This window comes from Streptomyces sp. NPDC058579, assembly GCF_042718575.1.
Lineage (GTDB): Bacteria > Actinomycetota > Actinomycetes > Streptomycetales > Streptomycetaceae > Streptomyces.
Genome location: NZ_JBHXPI010000007.1, coordinates 223680 through 240844, shown reverse-complemented (window position 1 = coordinate 240844; position 17165 = coordinate 223680). Strand labels below are relative to the sequence as shown.

Sequence of the window (17165 nt, the reverse complement as noted above, 5' to 3'; positions counted from 1 at the left end):
TGGGGGGCGCTCTAACTACGTGACCGGTCGTCACCTCTGCTTCATGGGCGGACGAGTCGAGAATGCGAGCAGCACCGGTGCAGAAGAAGCGGCCTCGGAGCAAGAACGGCACGCGGAGCCAGGCCCCCGGTGACCCGCTGAGCACGGGCGACGCCACGGGCCCCGGCGCCGTACCCGGAAGCACCACGCCCGGCAGCACCATGCCCGGGAGCGCCACGCCCGGACGCACCATGCCAGGGAGCGCCACGCCCCCCGTCGTACCCGCGCCCGTCGGGCGCTCCAAGCGCGTCCGGAACCGGCTCGTCGCCGGTGTCGCCCTCGTCGGCGTCACCGTGCTCGCCGCCGGCGCGCCCGCGATCCTCACCGCCTCCGGCGAACTGACCGACTCCCAGCGCCTGGTCACTCTCGCCGAGCTGGACCGCCAGGCCGTCACCCTCGCCCACTCCCTCGCCGACGAGCGCGACGAGGTCGTCGCCTACATCGCCGCGGGCCGCGACGAGCAGCAGGGTGGCAGCGACAAGAGGCGGCAGGTCACCAGCACGCGCTCCACCCGCGTCGACCGCCAGATAGAAGAGATCCGGCCCACCGCCCCCGAAGAGCTGCGCCGCGACCTCGCGGGCCTGCCCGCCCTCCGCAGTGCCGCGCTCACCGGCAAGGGCACCGCCCTCGAAGCCCACAAGGCGTACACGGACGTCATCGCCAAGCTCCAGGCCCTCGCCGACGAGCTCGCCGAGAAGACCCCCGCCCGCGCCGCCGACGCCGCCCGGGCCCCCGCCGCCCTGAGCCGCGCCGTCGAACAGGCCTCGGCCGCCCGCGGCCTGCTCCTCGCCGCCCTCGCCGTACCCCAGCCCGAGTCCGACGGCGTCGAGTACGACCCCGTCACCGGCACGTACGTGCCCAAGAAGGCGGAGGGCGCCGACGAGGCCGACCGCGCCCGCAACGCCCTCACGGCCGCCGCCCAGCAGGCCCGGGTCCGCGAACTGGCCACGCTGGCCGACTTCGACCAGTCCGCCGCCGGCACCGGGCGGAACTCCCTCGCCGCCACGGTCACGGGCCCCGACGTCAAGAAGGCCGAAGGCCTCCTCGCCCGCCTCACCGACCAGCCCGTACTCACCAAGTCCGAGCGCGGGACCGACCCCGAGCAGCTGGAGTCCGCGCTCTCCGCCCGCATCGAGCAGATGCGCGGCGTCGAGTCCGCCCTCTCCGCCACCCGCGTGGACCGCCTCGCCGAACTCCGCGACGACGACGTCACCGCCCTCGAAGTGCGCATCGCCTTCCTCGGTGGCTGTCTCCTGATCGCCATCGGCATCTCCACGTTCGTCGCCCGCAGCCTCACCCGCCCCCTCGCCGTGGTGCGCATCGGCGCCGCGCGGCTCGCCGCCGCCCCGGAGCCCGAGACCGAGGAGCCGGTCCGCTTCACCGGCCGCAACGACGAGTTCGCCCAGGTCGTACGGTCCCTCAACAGCCTCCACGGCAAGCTGGCCGACCTCGGCCGACGGGTCGCGGCGCTCGACAGCGAGCGCGCCGACCTGACGGGCGCCCGCGAGGCGCTCGGCTCCGAGCTGGCCGCCCAGCGCGCCGAACTCCAGGGCCACACCGCCCTCCTCACCGCCGAGCTCGCACGGCTCCGGCACACCGTCCAGCACACCTTCGTCAACCTCTCGCTGCGCAGCCTCGGGCTCGTGGAGCGGCAACTCGGCGTCATCGAGAAGCTGGAGGAGCGCGAGCAGGACCCCGACCGGCTCGCCACCCTCTTCAAGCTCGACCACATGGCGACCGTCATGCGCCGCCACAGCGAGAACCTCCTCGTCCTCGCCGGGCACGAGCACGTCCACGGCCACCCCGGGCCCGTCCCGCTCGTGGACGTACTGCGCGCCGCCGTCAGCGAGATCGAGCGGTACGAGCGGGTCACCCTCCAGTCCCTGCCGCCGCACGCCCAGATCGCCGGCTTCGCCGCGGACGACCTGTCCCACCTGATCGCCGAACTCCTGGAGAACGCGACCTCGTTCTCGCCGCCCGACGCGCAGGTCCAGCTCTCCGGCTGGCTCCTGGAGAGCGGCGAGGTCATGCTCTCCGTCCAGGACGAGGGCATCGGCATGACCGAGTCCCGGCTCGTCGAGCTCAACGCGCGGCTCGCCGAGGCGGACCCGGCCGACATCGCGGGCGAGGGACTCGGCATCCGCGTCACCGCGCTGCTCGCCGCCCGCCACGGCGTCCGCGTGCAGCTGCGCGAGCAGAAGCAGGGCGGCATCGCGGCGGTCGTCGTCCTGCCGCAGACGCTGCTGCCGACGGCCCCGCCGACCGCGGGCCCGCCGGCCGTCCCGGTCATGGGCGGCGCGCCCACCCTGAACCTCCCCGGCTCGGTCGCCGAGGCCAACTCCAACACCCTGCCGTCCCGCACCCGCGACCCGCTCGTGGAGGCGGCGGAGCGCGCCATCGAGGCGGAGGAGGCCCGGGCGGAGCCCGAGGCCCCCGCGGAACCGGAGCAGGAGCCGGAGCCCGAGCCCGAGGCCCCCGCCGCGCCCGACGCCCCCCAGCTCTCCGTCTCCGAGACCACGCTCCAGGTCCGGCTCCCCGACCCGCCCCCCGAGCCCGACACGCACGAGCGCGCCCCGGAGGAGTCCGAGCCGGCGGCCGCCGCCCAGCGCGTCACGGACAAGGGGCTCCCCAAGCGCACGCCGAAGATCGTTCCGCAGGCCGGTACCGTCCCGGCCCCGCGCCCCGGTGGCGTGGACCCGGAGGCCCTGCGCCGCAGGCTGGGCGGATTCCACCGAGGGGCCGAGGAGGGCCGTAGGGACGTAGAGGCCGAGATCGAAGCACGTACCGAGGAGAAGACGGGGGACACAGTCGAGGAGGCACGCGGTTGACTGCGACCGGAACATCTGAGACCGGCACACCTGCGACCGGAACGTTCGGACTGAGCACGGAGGCCCGCAACCTGCACTGGCTGCTGGGCAACCTCGTCGAGGAGGTGCCCGGGGTCCGCTCGGTCGCCGTCGTCTCCTCCGACGGACTCCTGCTGCTCTCGTCCGACCCGGCGGCGCAGGAGACCGCGTCCGCACCGGCGGACCGTCCGAGCGGGCCGCGGGGCTCCAGCGCCGACCTCGCCACGATCGTCTCCGGCATCGGCAGCCTCACCATCGGCGCCGCCCGGCTGATGGACGGCGGCGGGGTCAAGCAGACGATGGTGGCCATGGAGGAGGGCAGCGTCTTCGTCATGTCCATCAGCGACGGCTCGCTGCTCGGCGTGCACGCGGAACCCGACTGCGACATGAGCGTCGTCGCGTACCACATGGCCCTCTTTGTCGGCCGCGCCGGACACGTCCTCACCCCCGAACTCCGCAGCGAGCTGCGCAAATCGATGGAGGGCGCCCAGTGACCGCGACACACCGACTGCCGGTACGAGGCGACGGGCGCCGCCCCGCGCGCGTCCGCCCGTACTCGCTCACCGGCGGCCGCACCCGGTTCGGCCACATCCTGCTCGTCGAGACCTTCGTCGCGGCCCTCGAAGCGGCGCCCGGGCGGAAGGTCCTGACGGACGGCGGGCCAGCCCGCGGCCTGATGCCCGAGATGCGGGCCATCGTCGAGATCTGCCGCCGGATGCGTACCGTCGCGGAGATCTCGGCCCTTCTGAAGATGCCGTTGGGTGTCGTCCGGGTGCTGCTCAGCGACCTGGCCGACCAGGGAAAGATCCGTGTGTACGGGACCGGTCACGGCACCGGGCAGCCCGACCGCGCGCTCCTCGAAAGGGTGCTGAGTGGACTCCGCCGTCTCTGAAGCCGCTGCCCCGGCCCTCGCCGGAATCCCCGCCCAGCCCGAAGCCCGGCCCGCACCGCACGACGCGGGCACGGAAGAGGGCGCGCAGGACTGGCAGCTCGACCACACCCGGGCCCCCATAGCCACCAAGGTCGTCGTCGCGGGCGGCTTCGGCGTCGGCAAGACGACTTTCGTCCGCGCCGTCTCGGAGATAACCCCGCTCCAGACCGAGGCCCTGATGACCCAGGCCAGTCAGGACACCGACGACCTCTCGGCGACGCCCGACAAGCTCACGACGACCGTCGCGATGGACTTCGGCCGGATCACCCTGGACGAGGACCTCGTCCTGTACGTCTTCGGCACCCCCGGCCAGCAGCGCTTCTGGTTCATGTGGGACGACCTGGTGCGCGGCGCGATCGGCGCGATCGTGCTCGCCGACACCCGCCGGCTGACGGACTGCTTCCCCGCCCTCGACTACTTCGAGAGCTGCGGGCTGCCGTACATCGTCGCCGTCAACCACTTCGAGGGCACCGAGCGGTTCGAGCCCGACGACGTCCGCGACGCGCTCACCGTGCCCCCGCACGTACCCGTCGTGATCATGGACGCGCGCAAGCGGTACAGCGTGGTGGAATCCCTGCTCGCGATGGTCGCCCACGCGCTCGAAGCCGCCCCCGAATAGCCGGATCGGTCCGTAAGCCGCCGTAAGTCGTTAGGAACACCCGCCATGCGGAAGATACTCATCGTCGGAGCCGGTCAGTCCGGCCTCCAGCTCGCCCTCGGACTGCAGTCGCAGGGGTACGAAGTCACCCTCATGTCCAACCGCACGGCGGACGAGATCCGGTCAGGCCGGGTCATGTCCACCCAGTGCATGTTCGACACCGCGCTCCAGCACGAGCGGGACCTCGGCATCAACTTCTGGGAGTCCCAGGCCCCGCGCATCGAGGGCCTCGGCGTCTCCGTCGCCGGCCCCGAGTCGCAGCGCGTCATCGACTGGGTCGGCAGGCTCGACGGCCACGCGCAGTCCGTCGACCAGCGCGTGAAGATGGCCGGCTGGATGGAGACCTTCGCCCAGCGCGGCGGCCAGCTCGTCATCCACGGCGCGGCCGTCTCCGACCTGGACTACTTCTCCCGTACGTACGACCTGGTGCTCGTCTCCGCCGGCAAGGGCGAGCTGGTCTCCATGTTCGGCCGCGACGCCGCCCGTTCCCCGTACGGCGAGCCGCAGCGCGCCCTGGCCGTCGCGTACGTCCACGGCCTCGGCCCCCGCCCCGAGCACCCCGACTTCGACGCGGTCCGCTGCAACCTGGTCCCGGGCGTCGGCGAGCTCTTCGTCATGCCGACCCTGACCACCTCGGGCCGCGCCGACATCCTCTTCTGGGAGGGCATACCCGGCGGCCCGCTCGATGTCTTCCAGGGGATCAAGGACCCGGCGGAGCACCTCTCGCTCACGCTGGAGCTGATGGAGAAGTTCACGCCCTGGGAGTACGCGCGGGCCACCAAGGTCGAGCTGACCGACGCGGGCGGCACGCTCGCGGGCCGCTACGCCCCGACCGTCCGCAACCCGATCGGCCGCCTCCCCGGCGGAGGCCTGGCGCTCGGCGTCGCGGACGTCGTCGTCGCCAACGACCCGATCACCGGCCAGGGTTCGAACTCGGCCTCCAAGTGCGCGGCCGCCTACCTCGCGGCGATCGTCGAGCACGGCGACAAGCCCTTCGACGAGGACTGGATGCGGTCCACGTTCGACCGGTACTGGAACACCGCGCAGCACGTCACCAAGTGGACGAACGCGATGCTGGGCGTCCCCCCGGAGCACGTCCTGAACCTGATCGGCGCGGCCGGCCAGCTCCAGCCGGTCGCCGACCGCTTCGCGAACGGCTTCAACGACCCGGCCGACTTCGAGAACTTCTTCTACGAGCCCGAGAAGACCGGGGCCTACCTGGCGTCGGTCGCCGGGGCCTGACGGTCAGGGAGAGCTGGGCGGGCGCCGGGCGGGTGCCTGACGCCCGCCCGGGGGTCACACGAACCGCCTGGTAAGGCTCTGGTTGCCGCCGTAGTGGCAGTCCCACAGCCGTGCGCGGGCGCCCGGCTGCGTGCTCCAGTCGGCGATCTCCAGGCACTTGCCCCAGACGAATTCGGGGTCCGTCTGGAGATAGGAACTGTTGTGGAACAGCTGGTTCATGCCGTAGTGGCAGTCCCACTGGTTGGCGGTCGCACCGTTGTTGCGTCCCCAGCCGCCGATCTCCAGGCACTTGCCACTGTTGACGTTCCGGTAGTAGAACGCGCCGACGGGCGTGGCGCTGTAGTAGAGGATTTCCCACTGCTGGTTGGCGCCACCGGTGCAGGGCCACTGGCGGACGGCCGCGCCGTTCGCCGTGCTCCAGTCCGCCACCTCAAGACACTGTCCGGAGTGGCCCACGCGGACCGTGAATTTGCCCGCGGAGTGGACCTGCGCGGCCTGGGCCGGAACGGCCGAGACGCCGAAGACGAGACCGAGGGCTGCGGCGAGAACGAGCAGTCCGCGGCGGGCGCGGACGATCGGGTTGAACTTCATGGTCCTCTGCAATCAAGAAGGTTCCGGCCCGTGGCCGGAAATCATTGTCATGATCGCATAATTCTCAGCCTCAACTGATCCTTTCTCAACGCCAGTTGATGCCGCGAATCGGAATACCTTCCTCCGTTCTGTCTCAGGCTCAGCCCTGGTCGTACCCCTCGTCCGAGCCGTCCGTAGCCCCCGCCGGAAGCTCGGGCGCTGTGTACGACGGGAGGGCGACCGCGCTCGGATCGGGGCGGACCGCCCCGAGCAGCGGGTTGGCGGCGATCGGGGAGACCTTGACCTTGGCGCCGGGGCGGGGGGCCTGGACGACCAGGCCGTGGCCGAGGTAGATCGCCACATGGGTGGCCTCGGGGAAGTAGACCACCAGGTCGCCGGGGCGCAGGTCGCGCAGCTCCACCCGCGGGAGGGTGCGCCACTGCTCCTGGCTCGTGCGCGGGATCTCCCGGCCCGCGTTCGCCCAGGCCTGCGAGGTCAGCCCGGAGCAGTCGTACGACTCCGGTCCCTCGGCGCCCCACTCGTACGGCTTGCCGATCTGCCGTACCGCGTACGTCAGGGCGTCGCCGCCCTGCTGTGACGGGGTCCGGTCGCCGTCCAGGACGCCGGAGTCGAGCAGCTCGCGCTGGGCACCGGCGGTCTGGGTCCGCTCCAGTTCGGTCAGCCGGGCGAGCTGGTCGTCCGGGAGCGAGGCGAGCAACTTCTGGACCTCCCCGAGCTTCTTCTGGACGTCGTCGCGCTGAGTCTTCTGCCGCGCGGAGAGGCTCTGCTTCCGGTCCAGGGCCTTGCGGGAGGCGCTCGCCAGCTCACCGGCCTTCTTCTCGTCCGCCGTGAGCCGAGCCACGGTGCCGGCCCGGTCGCGGGCGGCACGGTCCATCAGGTGGCTCTGGTCCAGGGCCTGCTGGGGGTCGTGGGCGAGGAGCAGGCGCAGGTACGGGGAGAACGCCGAGGTCGTGGCCCGCCCCTTGTACTGCTCCCTGGCCAGCCGTCCGGCCGCGTTCCGGCCCTGGGCGAGGCGCTCGCGGGCCCGGGCGAGGGTGTCGGCGACCTTCCTGGTGTCGGCGGTCTGGAGGCGCAGCGCCTCGTCGGTGGCGTTGAAGGCCTCGGTGGCCTGCTCGGCCTGGCGGTAGAGGGTCCGGAGCCGGCCGAGGAGCGCGGCGATCGAGTCTCCGCCGGGGGGCGGGAGTTCGGCGGCGTCGTCGACGGGGGTGCCGTCGGCGCCCTCCGCCGGGCCCTCCGCCGCGCCCTCCGCCGGGCCCTCCGCCGCGCCCTCCGCCGGGCCCTCCGCCGCGCCCTCCGCAGGGCCATCCGTCGGCTCCTCGCCCTCGACCGTCGCCGGTGCCTCCACCTGGGGGTCCACCGGGTCGTCCGCCGTCGCCGTCGGGACCCCCGCGAGCGCTGTCGACGCGGCGAGAACCCCCGTGCAGACCGTGCGCAGCAGCCTTCCTGACACGTCATCACCTCCACCGAGATGATGGCGGGATCGTGCGGTCGGATGAGCTCACAAAGGGGCGAATCGGCCCAACGGCCTCACCCGTTCGGCTTGGTCCAGGGCCACTTCGGCCGGAACGGCTCGCGGCCCTCGGGGACGTACTCGTAGATCCAGCCGCGCGGAAGGCCGAGCCGCTTGGTGTGGCCGGCCGGTTCGCGGCGGTAGGTGTGGACGGTCGGCGGGCCGCCGTCCGCGGCCGGTACGGGCACTTCGTACCACTTCGGCGGGTGCCCGGTCGGGCCGACCAGGATCGGCAGGATCTCGCCGTCCAGGGGACCGCCTCTGAAGGGGGTGTTCTCGCTTCTCACGGGACCAGTCTCGTACACACCGGTCTCACAGGAGGTGAGCGGCCTCGCTCACCACGGGTGTCACCCGCCGTGCAAGGGTTCCCACCGGCCCGTCGGGTCTCTCCTGCGCGAGGAGCTTCTTGACCACCGAGGCCGTCTCCTCGTCGGTCGCGGCCGTGGCCGCGAGCAGCGCGACGAGGTGGTCGACCAGCCAGTCCCGCAGCTCACCGGCCGGTGGCTGCTTCTCCTCGTCCAGCCAGATCAGCGAGGCGGCCTCCACGGCCGCGATCCAGGTGCGGACCATCATCCGCATCCGGGGGCCTGGCTCCTCCACCCCCAGGTGGACGAGGATCTGCTCCGCCGCCGCCCGCCGGACCTCGTCCACGATCGCCGTGGTCCGGGAGGTCTCGGCGACGCTGCCGCCCTGGAGGAGGGCGCTGAAACCGGCGTCGTGCCCGTCCACGAACGTCAAGTACCGGTCGAGGACCCGGCCGAGCCGCTCGGTGGGCGGCCCGGACGGGGGCTCGGCGAAGCAGCGCTCCAGCGCGTCGGCGGAGGAGCGCAGGGCCGCCTCGTACAGCTGCTGCTTGCCGCCGGGGAAGTAGCGGTAGACCAGCGGCCGCGAGACGCCCGCCGCCTCGGCGACGTCGTCGAGGGAGACCTCGTCGGGTGCCCGGTGCGCGAAGAGCGTCAGGGCGGCGGCGAGGAGCTGCGCCCTGCGCTCCTCGACGCTGAGCCGGCGGTACGCGGGCGAGGCGGCACTGGTCATGCCTCGCAGGGTAGCCGCGCGCGGTGACGACAAGGGGTGCCGGTCTCAGGCCAGCAGTCCGGAGGCCTTCCAGAGCCGCCGCCCCGGGCCCCGCAGCACGCCGATGTCGTCCAGGAAGTCGGTGAGCCGCTTGGCGCCGGACTGCATGACCTCCCGGCGGTGGCCGCTCGCCCGGACCTGGGCGACGGCCTGGCGGCGGTCCAGGCCCACGTTGTCGTACACCTGGGGGTTGACGAAGCAGGTGGAGAAGACCCGGGCGGCCTCGCCGCAGCTGAGCCGGGTGAACTCCTGCTCCCAGCGCGGCGCGGTGATCATCTGGCGCCGCAGCTCCTCGCGGGCGTACCGGACGTGCCGCGCCTCCTCGACGACATGGATGCGGGTGACGCCGCGTACGAGGGTCTGGACCCGCTCGTCCGGGAAGGTCAGCCGCTGCATCCAGTCCAGGATCTCCTCGCCGAGGAGGGTGGCGGCGAAGGAGCCGGGCGTGGTGGAGACGGCCTTCAGGACGCGGCCGAGGTTGTGGTAGATCCGCGGCACGGGGTAGGCGGGCGTGCCGCCCTTCTGGATCATCCGGGCGAACATCATCGAGTGCCGGCACTCGTCGGCGATCTCGGTGAGGGCGTAGCGCACGTGGTCGCTGGTGAGGGACTTGTCGTAGATGTGCCGGACGAGCAGCTGCATCAGGATGATCTCGAACCAGATGCCGAGCGAGGCGATCGAGGCGGCCTCGTGCCGGGCGAGGTCCATCCGCTGCTCCTCGGACATCCGCCGCCACATCGGGGTGTCGTAGAGGGAGACCAGCTCGGGCGGCCAGAACCACTTGCCGTCCTCGAGGGGCGCGGCCCAGTCGAGTTCGGTCTCCGGGTCGAAGGAGTGCTTGAGGGAGGACTCGAGGAGTCGCGCCGCGACCTGTTCGCGGTCGCGGAGCGGGCCGAGGGCGTCCCGGAGGAGGGTGAAGTCCAGCTCGGTACGGGTGGTCATGACGGTACGACACCTCGCTGTGCTCGCGGTCGGGTTACCGGCGGTCGTCTTTATGAGACTGCTCGTCAGCAAGTGCGTCAATCCCTTGCGCACGACTTGTTGACCCGATGTCTACCAAGGTGTCAGCCTGCCGGGAGGACCACGTCCGGCGAGCAGTCGCAGTGAGAGTAAGGAGTCGTCAGTGTCGACGCACGACCTCTACACGAAAGCCCCGGGAGACCCCATCTGGCAGGTCCCCGCGACCGGTTCGGCCCGTTTCAGCTGGGACTACGACGACGGTCGGGAACGTCTCCTCGCCCTCTACCAGAAGGGCAAGGACAAGCAGTGGGACGGCAACAAACGCATCGCCTGGGAGCTGGAGGTCGATCCGTACGACCCGCTCGGCACCCCCGACGACGTACTGACCCTCTACGGCACCCGCCACTGGGCGAAGATGACCGAGAAGGACAAGGGCGAGCTGCGCCGGCACTACGCCTCCTGGCAGTTCAGCCAGTTCCTCCACGGCGAGCAGGGCGCGATGGTCTGCGCCGCGCGGATCGTCGAGTCCGTCCCCGACCTCGACGCCAAGTTCTACTCCGCGACGCAGACGATGGACGAGGCGCGGCACGCGGAGGTCTACGGCCGCTTCCTGCACGAGAAGATCGGGATGCTCTACCCGATCAACGACAACCTCCAGAGCCTGCTCGGCGACACCCTGCGCGACTCCCGCTGGGACATGCCCTACCTCGGCATGCAGGTCCTGATCGAGGGCCTGGCCCTTGCCGCCTTCGGCATGATCCGCGACACCACCGACAAGCCGCTGCCGAAGCAGATCCTGGCGTACGTGATGCAGGACGAGGCCCGGCACGTGGCCTTCGGCCGGATGGCGCTGCGCGACTACTACAAGCAGCTGTCGGACGCGGAACTGCGCGAGCGCGAGGAGTTCGTGATCGAGGGCTGCTACCTGATGCGGGACCGGCTGCGCGGGATCGAGGTCCTGGAGAACTTCGGCATCGGGCGGAAGGAAGCGGAGGAGTACAGCGAACAGAACGAGTTCCTGCACCTCTTCCGCAAGCTGCTCTTCAGCCGGATCGTCCCGTGCGTCAAGGACATCGGCCTGTGGGGCGAACGGCTCCAGAAGGCCTATCTGGACATGGGCGTCTTCGACCTCGGCGACTCGAACCTGGACCTGCTGATGCGCCAGGACGAGGAGATCGCGGAGGCGCTCGACCGCGAACGCTTCGAGGTGGAGGAGCGGGAGCGGGTGGCCGAGGTGGCGGAGGCGATCGCACAGGGCGGGGCGGAGGGGTAGGCCTCTCGCTCGGATCCGCCCGGACACGACCGACCACCCGGGATTCCCGGTGTTCACGCCGGTGACGTACCGTGCCCGCCATGAGCATGCCGCCACCGCCGAACCAGCCGCCGCACAACCCCTACGGCGGTCCCGTGCCGCCCCCGCAGCAGCCGGGGCCGTACGGTCCGCCGCAGGGGATGCCCCAGCCCGGGCCCTACGGCCCGCCGCACCAGGGCTACCCGCAGCAGCCGGGCATCCCCCAGCAGTACCCGGGGCCCGGCGCCGGCGGCTGGGGGCAGCCGCCGATGGGGCCGCCGCCGAAGAAGAACCGGACCGGGCTGATCGTCGGGATCGTCGTCGGCTCGCTGGCCGTCGTCGCCGGCCTCGGCTACGCGGGCAAGCTCGTCCTCGACGGGGCCGGGGTCACCGGCGACTTCCCGGAGGCGACGCACAAGCTGGTCGTGCCCAAGACCCTCCTGGACGGGCAGTTCACGCTCTCCAACGACGCCTCCGAGACCGAGGGCAAGGAGGTCGAGGACACCTACGACCCCTCGGTCAAGGACGTCAAGGCGGCCATCGCCCAGTACACCGGCAAGGAGGACTCCGTCCTCGTCGTCTCCGGCTTCCACGGCAGGCTCAAGGACCCGGCGGGCACCCGCGCGTCCATCCTGACCGGCGCGGCCAAGGACAAGGGCACCACGCTCGTGATCAAGCCCAAGGACTTCAGGCCGGCCGGTCACGACGTCACCATCAGCTGCCAGGTCACCACCACCAAGGACGCCGCCGGGACCGCGACCCTCCCCATGTGCGCCTGGGGCGACGACAACACGGCCTCCTTCGTCGCCGTCGTCACCACCGAGTCGGCCACCGCCGACCCGTACGACGTCGACCTGGCGGAGCTCGCCGACACCACGGCGAAGGTCCGCGCCGAGATGCGGAAGCCGATCAAGTAAGGATCTAGCGCCTCTCCTTGGCGCGCAGCGCCTCCTCCATCACCGCGCGGGCGATCGGCGCCGCGCTGCCGCCGCCGCTGATCTCCGTACGCCTGGCCTCGGCGTCCTCGACGACGACCGCGACCGCCACCGCGGGCTGGGCCGCGTCCGCGGCCTGGGCCCAGGCGATGAACCAGGCGTACGGAGTGCCGGTGTTGCCCAGGCCGTGCTGGGCCGTGCCCGTCTTGCCGCCGACCGTGGCCCCCGGGATCGCGGCGTTGCTGCCCGTGCCCTCCTCGACCGCCCTGACCATCAGCCGCTGCAGCTGGGTCGCGGTCGAGGGGCGCATCGCCTGCCGGTAGCTGAGCCGGCCGGTCGTGTCGACCGTCGTGCCGCGCGCCGTCGTCGTCCGCTCGACCAGGTACGGGTGCGCGATCTCCCCGTTGTTGGCGACCGCCGCCGCCACCAGCGCCATCTGCAGCGGCGTCGCCGTCGTGTCGAACTGGCCGATGGACGAGAGCGCCAGCTGGTCGTCGCTCATCGCGCGGTCGAAGTTGGACCTGGCCACCCAGGACGGGATCGTCAGGCCGACGTCGTTGAAGCCGAACCTCTCGACCGCGTCCACCATCCCCGTGAGCCCCACGTCGACCCCGAGCCCCGCCATCACCGTGTTGCACGACCACTGGAGCGCGTACGCCAGGGACGCGTTGCCGCAGCCGGTGGCCGCGTTCGGCAGCACCTGCCGGGTCCCCGGCAGGATGAACGGGTCCGGGGTGTCCGTCGGCGCCTCGACGTCCGTCACCGTGCCCGCGTCGATCGCGGCCGCCGCCGTCACGATCTTGAACGTGGAGCCGGGCGGATACGTCTGCCGGATCGCCCGGTTCAGCATCGGCTGGTTCGGCGAGGTGGTGAGCCGGGCCCAGGCCCCCTCGACCCCGTCGCCCGTACCGGACAGCTCGCCCGGTTCGTACGAGGGGGAGGAGACGAGTGCCAGGATCCGGCCGCTCGACGGCTCGACGGCCGCCACCGCGCCCCGCTTCCCGCCGAGCCCCCGGTACGCGGCCTGCTGCATGGACGCCCGGATCGTCGTCACCACGTCGCCGCCCGCCTGCCGCCCCCGGCTGAGGTCGTTCCAGAACGGGAACGGTGCGAGCAGCGGATCCGTACCCGCCAGGATGCCGTCCTCGGCGTGCTCCACGAACGTCGTGCCGTACGTCTGCGAGGCGAAGCCGGTCACCGGCGCGTACAACGGGCCCTGCTTGTACGTCCGTTCGTAGCGCAGCTGCTGGCCGCTGTCGCGCGAGCCGGTCACCGGCCGCCCGTCGACCACGATCTCGCCGCGCGGCTCGCCCCAACGGGCGATCGCCACCCGCCGGTTGGCCGGGTTCTCGTCCAGAGAATCGGACTGGACGACCATCACCCGCGCCGCGTTGACGAGCAGCGCCACGAGCAGGACCAGACAGAGCGCCGCCGCGCGCCGGATGTACCGGATCACCGGGCGTCCTCCACGATCGGCGCGATGACCCCGGCCTCGACCAGCTCCGGGCGGGGCGCGCGGGCCGAGTCGCTGACCCGGATGAGCAGCGCCACGATGATCCAGTTGGTCACGACGGACGAGCCGCCCTGCGCCAGGAACGGCATCGCCATGCCGGTCAGCGGGATCAGGCCCATCACCCCGCCGGCGATCACGAAGACCTGGAGGGCCAGGATCGAGGCGAGGCCGATCGCGAGCAGCCGCCCGAAGGGGTCGCGCAGGGCGAGCCCGGCGCGGTACCCGCGCGCGACGAGCAGCGCGTACAGCAGGAACAGGGCGGTGAGGCCGCCCAGGCCCAGCTCCTCGCCCGCCGTCGCAAGGATGAAGTCGGACTTGGCGGCGAAGCCGATCAGGATCGAGTGGCCGAGGCCGAGGCCGGTGCCGAACATCCCGCCCGCCGCGAAGGCGAACAGGGACTGCGCGAGCTGGCTCGGCCCGTCGCCCGCCTCGATGGAGGCGTAGGGGTTCAGCCAGTCCTCGACGCGGCTGTGCACGTGCGGTTCGATCGAGCCGACCGCGAACGCCCCGACACCCGCCAGGAGCAGCCCGACCGCGATCCAGCCGGTCCGGCCCGTGGCCACGTACAGCATGATCACGAAGAGGCCGAAGAAGAGCAGCGAGGTGCCGAGGTCCCGCTCAAGGACCAGCACGCCCACACTCAGCAGCCAGATCGCCGCGATCGGCCCGAGCACGCGGCCGGTGGGCAGCTGGAGCCGCCAGATCCTGCGTCCTGTGTACGCGAGCGCGTTGCGGTTGGCCGCCAGGTACGCGGCGAAGAAGACCGCGAGGAGGATCTTGGCGAACTCGCCCGGCTGGAAGGAGAGTCCGCCGATCCGGATCCAGATCTTCGCGCCGTTGACCGCCGGGAAGAAGATCGGCACGAGCATCAGGACCAGGGCGCTGGCCATCGAGAGGTACGCGTACCGCTGGAGCACCCGGTGGTCGCGCAGCAGCACCACGACCGCGCCGAACAGTGCCACCCCGAGCGCCGACCAGACCAGCTGCGCGAAGGCCGCCTGGTCCTTCGGGGTCTCCAGGTCGAGCCGGTAGATCAGCACCAGGCCGAGGCCGTTGAGCAGCACCGCGATCGGCAGCAGCAGCGGATCGGCGTACGGAGCCCGGAACCGTACGGCGAGATGGGCGAGGAGCGCGAGCCCGCCGAGACCGGCCCCGTAGCGCAGCGCGTCCGGAGGCACCGCGCCGCTGTGGGCCAGGCCCACGTCGACGTACCCCAGGACGGAGATGAGGACGGCGCAGACGAGGAGGGAGAGTTCCACGCCGCGGCGCTTCGGGATGCGTAGCCCGGGCGGGGGAGCGTCCGCCGTCGTTGCGGTCATGAACCGCAACGTAGCAAGCGATATGGCTTATATCCCTTATGTGTGACGGTGTGCCGTCTCGGCCGTCACGGCCGTCTCACGGCTCCGGATCCTCGTCCGGCTCGGCGAGCCGCACGTACTCCGGCAGCGTCAGCCGCGCCAGGGCGCCGCCGTCCGGGGCGTCGGCGAAGGCCAGCTCCGCGCCGATCACTTCGGCCTGCCCGGCCGCGATCGTGAGCCCGAGCCCGTGCCCCTTGCCGCCGCTCTCGGTACGGAACCGCTGCGGCCCGGTCGCCGGCAGGTACTCCGGGTAGCCCGGACCGTGGTCCCGTACGGTCACGACGGCGCCGTCCACGGTCAGGACGACCGGCGGGGCGCCGTGCCGGTGCGCGTTGGCGACGAGGTTGCCGAGGACCCGCTCCAGGCGCCGCCGGTCCGTCTCGACCGTCGCGTCACGGAGGACCCGCACCTCGGTCTCGGTGCCGGACGCCCGCACCACGCCCCGGGCGACCGTGGCGAGATCGTGCATCGCCAGGTCCACGGTCTCGTTGCGGGCGTCGAGCCGGGAGATCTCCAGGAGGTCCTCGGTCAGCGAGCGCATCGCCCGGACCCGGTCCCTGACCAGCTCCGACGGCCGCCCCTCCGGCAGGAGTTCGGCCGCCGCCGACAGGCCGGTCAGCGGGGTGCGCAGCTCGTGCGCCACGTCCGCCGTGAAGCGCTGCTCGGTCTGCAGCTTGCGCTGGAGCGAGGAGGCCATCGTGTCGAGCGCCCCGGAGACCGTGGCCACCTCGTCCTGCGGGCGCGCCGGGTCCTTCGTGCGGGGGTCGTCCACGCGCGCGTCGAGGTCGCCCGCGCTGATCCGCCGGGCCACCTGCGCGGTCAGGTGCAGCCGCCGGGTGACCCGGGTGACCGCGAACGCGCCCAGGAGCAGCGTCGTCCCGATCGCGAGGACCGAGGAGCCGAGGATCGACTGGTCGAGGCCCTCGATGATCTCCCGGCCCGCCGAGTAGTCGACCCGGACGGCGAGGGCGCGGCCGTCCGCCGGTCCCGCCGCCCACATCGTCGGCCGGCCCTCGTGCGACTCGACCACCGTGCCCCGCTCGCCGCGCACGGCGAGCGCGCGCAGCTCCTCGGGCAGGCCCTCCGGGTCGATCCCGGCGGCCCGGGGGAGCGGGTCGCCCGCCTCGTACGCGCGGGAGGCGGTGGTGAGCCGGGTCAGCGCCCGCTCGCGGAAGTCGTCCTCGGTCTGGCCCGCCACCGACACATGGACGAGGGCGCCGAGCAGCGCCGCCAGGGCGCAGCACATGACGGTGATGAAGACCGCGGACTTCCACGTCAGCGTCGCGGTCCAGGCCGGAAGGCGGGGCCGCCGCCGTCCGCGGCGCGCCGTCACGAGGGCTCCACGAACGGGTCGTCGGAGCCGGCGGCGGAGCCCGAGCCGGAGGCTGCGGACGGGGCCGGGGCCGGGGTCGCGGCCTCGGGGGAGGCCGAGGGCTCGGGCCCGCGCGAGGAGCCTGGCGGCGCCGGGGACGGCGAGGGCTCGACGAGCCGGGGCTCGGGCGCCGGCGAGGCGGACGGCCCCCGGGGCTTGACGCGGACGATCTCGTCCCGGGTCGGCAGCATCGCGCGCTGCTGCTCGTCCCAGGACCAGGCCGTGCGGTACTCGTACCCCGGGATGCCCGCCGAGGCGGCCCGCACGATCAGGTCGCGGCCGGCCAGCTCCACGCTGATCACCTGGTCGATGGTGGCCATGATCCGGGTGAGCCCGTTGTTCTCGGCGGTGTAGACGCGCACGCCGACCTGCTGGTCGGGCATCCGGATGCCGACGATCAGCTCGTCGCGGCCGTTGCCGGTCAGATCCCGGTAGTACGCCCGCATGACCGGGCACTGCGCGGGCTCCTCGGCGCACCGGCCGATCTGCCGGGCCGTCTCCTCGTACATGCCGTCCGCGCCGGAGTACGTCTCCGGGTGGGCGTTCACCTCGGCCCGGACGACCGCGACGGCGTCGACCTTGCGGACGTCGTTGTCGGGCACCCGTATGCCGGGGACGGACTCGGTGTCGGTCTCGCCGTAGTCGAGCGGCGGCTCGGTGGCCGGCGGCACCTCGGGCCAGAGGCGGACGGGGCCGATGGCGGTGGGGGTGACCCCGGCGCTCCTCAGCTCGCCCTCGGTGCCGCAGCCGGACAGCACGAACGGCGCCGCCACGGCCAGGGCCACGGCGGCGACGAGCGGCAGTCCGCGCCTTCTCACTCTGCTCCTCGGTGGGTCCGCTCCCCG

General features: G+C 72.4%; 16 protein-coding genes. 7 read left to right on the top strand and 9 right to left on the bottom strand.

The features are described 5' to 3' along the window. The first annotated feature begins 62 nt into the window (after positions 1-62). The 5 genes from ACFWRO_RS12795 to ACFWRO_RS12775 are packed head-to-tail and all read left to right on the top strand — an operon-like array spanning position 63 to position 5716. Positions 63-2867: a nitrate- and nitrite sensing domain-containing protein gene (locus ACFWRO_RS12795; RefSeq protein ID WP_384508478.1), complete on the top strand. Its 2805-nt coding sequence runs from the start codon at positions 63-65 to the stop codon at positions 2865-2867. Continuing rightward, positions 2864-3379 (top strand): roadblock/LC7 domain-containing protein, encoded by a 516-nt coding sequence (locus tag ACFWRO_RS12790; protein ID WP_384508475.1) that lies wholly within the window; start codon positions 2864-2866, stop codon positions 3377-3379. Before ACFWRO_RS12795 ends, ACFWRO_RS12790 begins: the two co-directional genes overlap by 4 nt. Next, positions 3376-3777, top strand: coding sequence for a DUF742 domain-containing protein (locus tag ACFWRO_RS12785; RefSeq protein WP_384508472.1), 402 nt, complete (start codon positions 3376-3378; stop codon positions 3775-3777). Before ACFWRO_RS12790 ends, ACFWRO_RS12785 begins: the two co-directional genes overlap by 4 nt. Further along, positions 3758-4435, top strand: a complete 678-nt coding sequence (locus ACFWRO_RS12780) for an ATP/GTP-binding protein (RefSeq protein WP_384508469.1) — start codon at positions 3758-3760, stop codon at positions 4433-4435. The genes ACFWRO_RS12785 and ACFWRO_RS12780 overlap by 20 nt, the downstream gene beginning before the upstream one ends. A gap of 45 nt (positions 4436-4480) precedes the next feature. Continuing rightward, positions 4481-5716 carry a styrene monooxygenase/indole monooxygenase family protein gene (locus ACFWRO_RS12775; RefSeq protein ID WP_384508467.1) on the top strand — a complete coding sequence of 412 codons (1236 nt, stop codon included), beginning with the start codon at positions 4481-4483 and terminating at the stop codon, positions 5714-5716. Between the two features lie 54 nt (positions 5717-5770). Here ACFWRO_RS12775 and ACFWRO_RS12770 read toward each other — a convergent pair whose 3' ends face one another. The 5 genes from ACFWRO_RS12770 to ACFWRO_RS12750 form a co-directional block, all read right to left on the bottom strand. After that, positions 5771-6319: an RICIN domain-containing protein gene (locus tag ACFWRO_RS12770; protein WP_384508464.1), complete on the bottom strand. Its 549-nt coding sequence runs from the start codon at positions 6317-6319 to the stop codon at positions 5771-5773. A 127-nt stretch (positions 6320-6446) separates the two neighbouring features. After that, positions 6447-7757 (bottom strand): NlpC/P60 family protein, encoded by a 1311-nt coding sequence (locus tag ACFWRO_RS12765; RefSeq protein ID WP_384508461.1) that lies wholly within the window; start codon positions 7755-7757, stop codon positions 6447-6449. Positions 7758-7834: 77 nt separating this feature from the next. Further along, the gene (locus ACFWRO_RS12760; RefSeq protein ID WP_384508458.1) at positions 7835-8104 is read right to left on the bottom strand and encodes a hypothetical protein; all 270 of its coding nucleotides are present in this window, start codon (positions 8102-8104) and stop codon (positions 7835-7837) included. Positions 8105-8129: 25 nt separating this feature from the next. Then, positions 8130-8852, bottom strand: coding sequence for a TetR/AcrR family transcriptional regulator (locus tag ACFWRO_RS12755; protein WP_384508455.1), 723 nt, complete (start codon positions 8850-8852; stop codon positions 8130-8132). A gap of 45 nt (positions 8853-8897) precedes the next feature. Further along, positions 8898-9833 carry a diiron oxygenase gene (locus tag ACFWRO_RS12750; protein WP_384508453.1) on the bottom strand — a complete coding sequence of 312 codons (936 nt, stop codon included), beginning with the start codon at positions 9831-9833 and terminating at the stop codon, positions 8898-8900. A gap of 181 nt (positions 9834-10014) precedes the next feature. Here ACFWRO_RS12750 and ACFWRO_RS12745 point away from each other — a divergent pair, with 181 nt between their 5' ends. Then, a complete protein-coding gene (locus ACFWRO_RS12745) occupies positions 10015-11124 on the top strand; it encodes a ferritin-like domain-containing protein (RefSeq protein ID WP_384508451.1) in 1110 nt (369 codons plus the stop codon). Between the two features lie 80 nt (positions 11125-11204). Continuing rightward, the gene (locus ACFWRO_RS12740; RefSeq protein WP_384508448.1) at positions 11205-12059 is read left to right on the top strand and encodes a hypothetical protein; all 855 of its coding nucleotides are present in this window, start codon (positions 11205-11207) and stop codon (positions 12057-12059) included. A gap of 4 nt (positions 12060-12063) precedes the next feature. Here ACFWRO_RS12740 and ACFWRO_RS12735 read toward each other — a convergent pair whose 3' ends face one another. The 4 genes from ACFWRO_RS12735 to ACFWRO_RS12720 all read right to left on the bottom strand — a co-directional run bounded on the left by ACFWRO_RS12735 (position 12064) and on the right by ACFWRO_RS12720 (position 17138). Then, positions 12064-13533 (bottom strand): penicillin-binding transpeptidase domain-containing protein, encoded by a 1470-nt coding sequence (locus ACFWRO_RS12735; RefSeq protein WP_384508446.1) that lies wholly within the window; start codon positions 13531-13533, stop codon positions 12064-12066. Beyond that, positions 13530-14909: an FtsW/RodA/SpoVE family cell cycle protein gene (locus tag ACFWRO_RS12730; protein ID WP_384508443.1), complete on the bottom strand. Its 1380-nt coding sequence runs from the start codon at positions 14907-14909 to the stop codon at positions 13530-13532. Before ACFWRO_RS12730 ends, ACFWRO_RS12735 begins: the two co-directional genes overlap by 4 nt. A 76-nt stretch (positions 14910-14985) precedes the next feature. Then, complete coding sequence (locus ACFWRO_RS12725) at positions 14986-16281, bottom strand: ATP-binding protein (RefSeq protein ID WP_384508441.1); 1296 nt, start codon at positions 16279-16281, stop codon at positions 14986-14988. Then, entirely contained in the window at positions 16278-17138 is an 861-nt protein-coding gene (locus ACFWRO_RS12720; RefSeq protein WP_384508438.1) for a hypothetical protein, read from the bottom strand. Before ACFWRO_RS12720 ends, ACFWRO_RS12725 begins: the two co-directional genes overlap by 4 nt. Positions 17139-17165 lie beyond the last annotated feature (27 nt).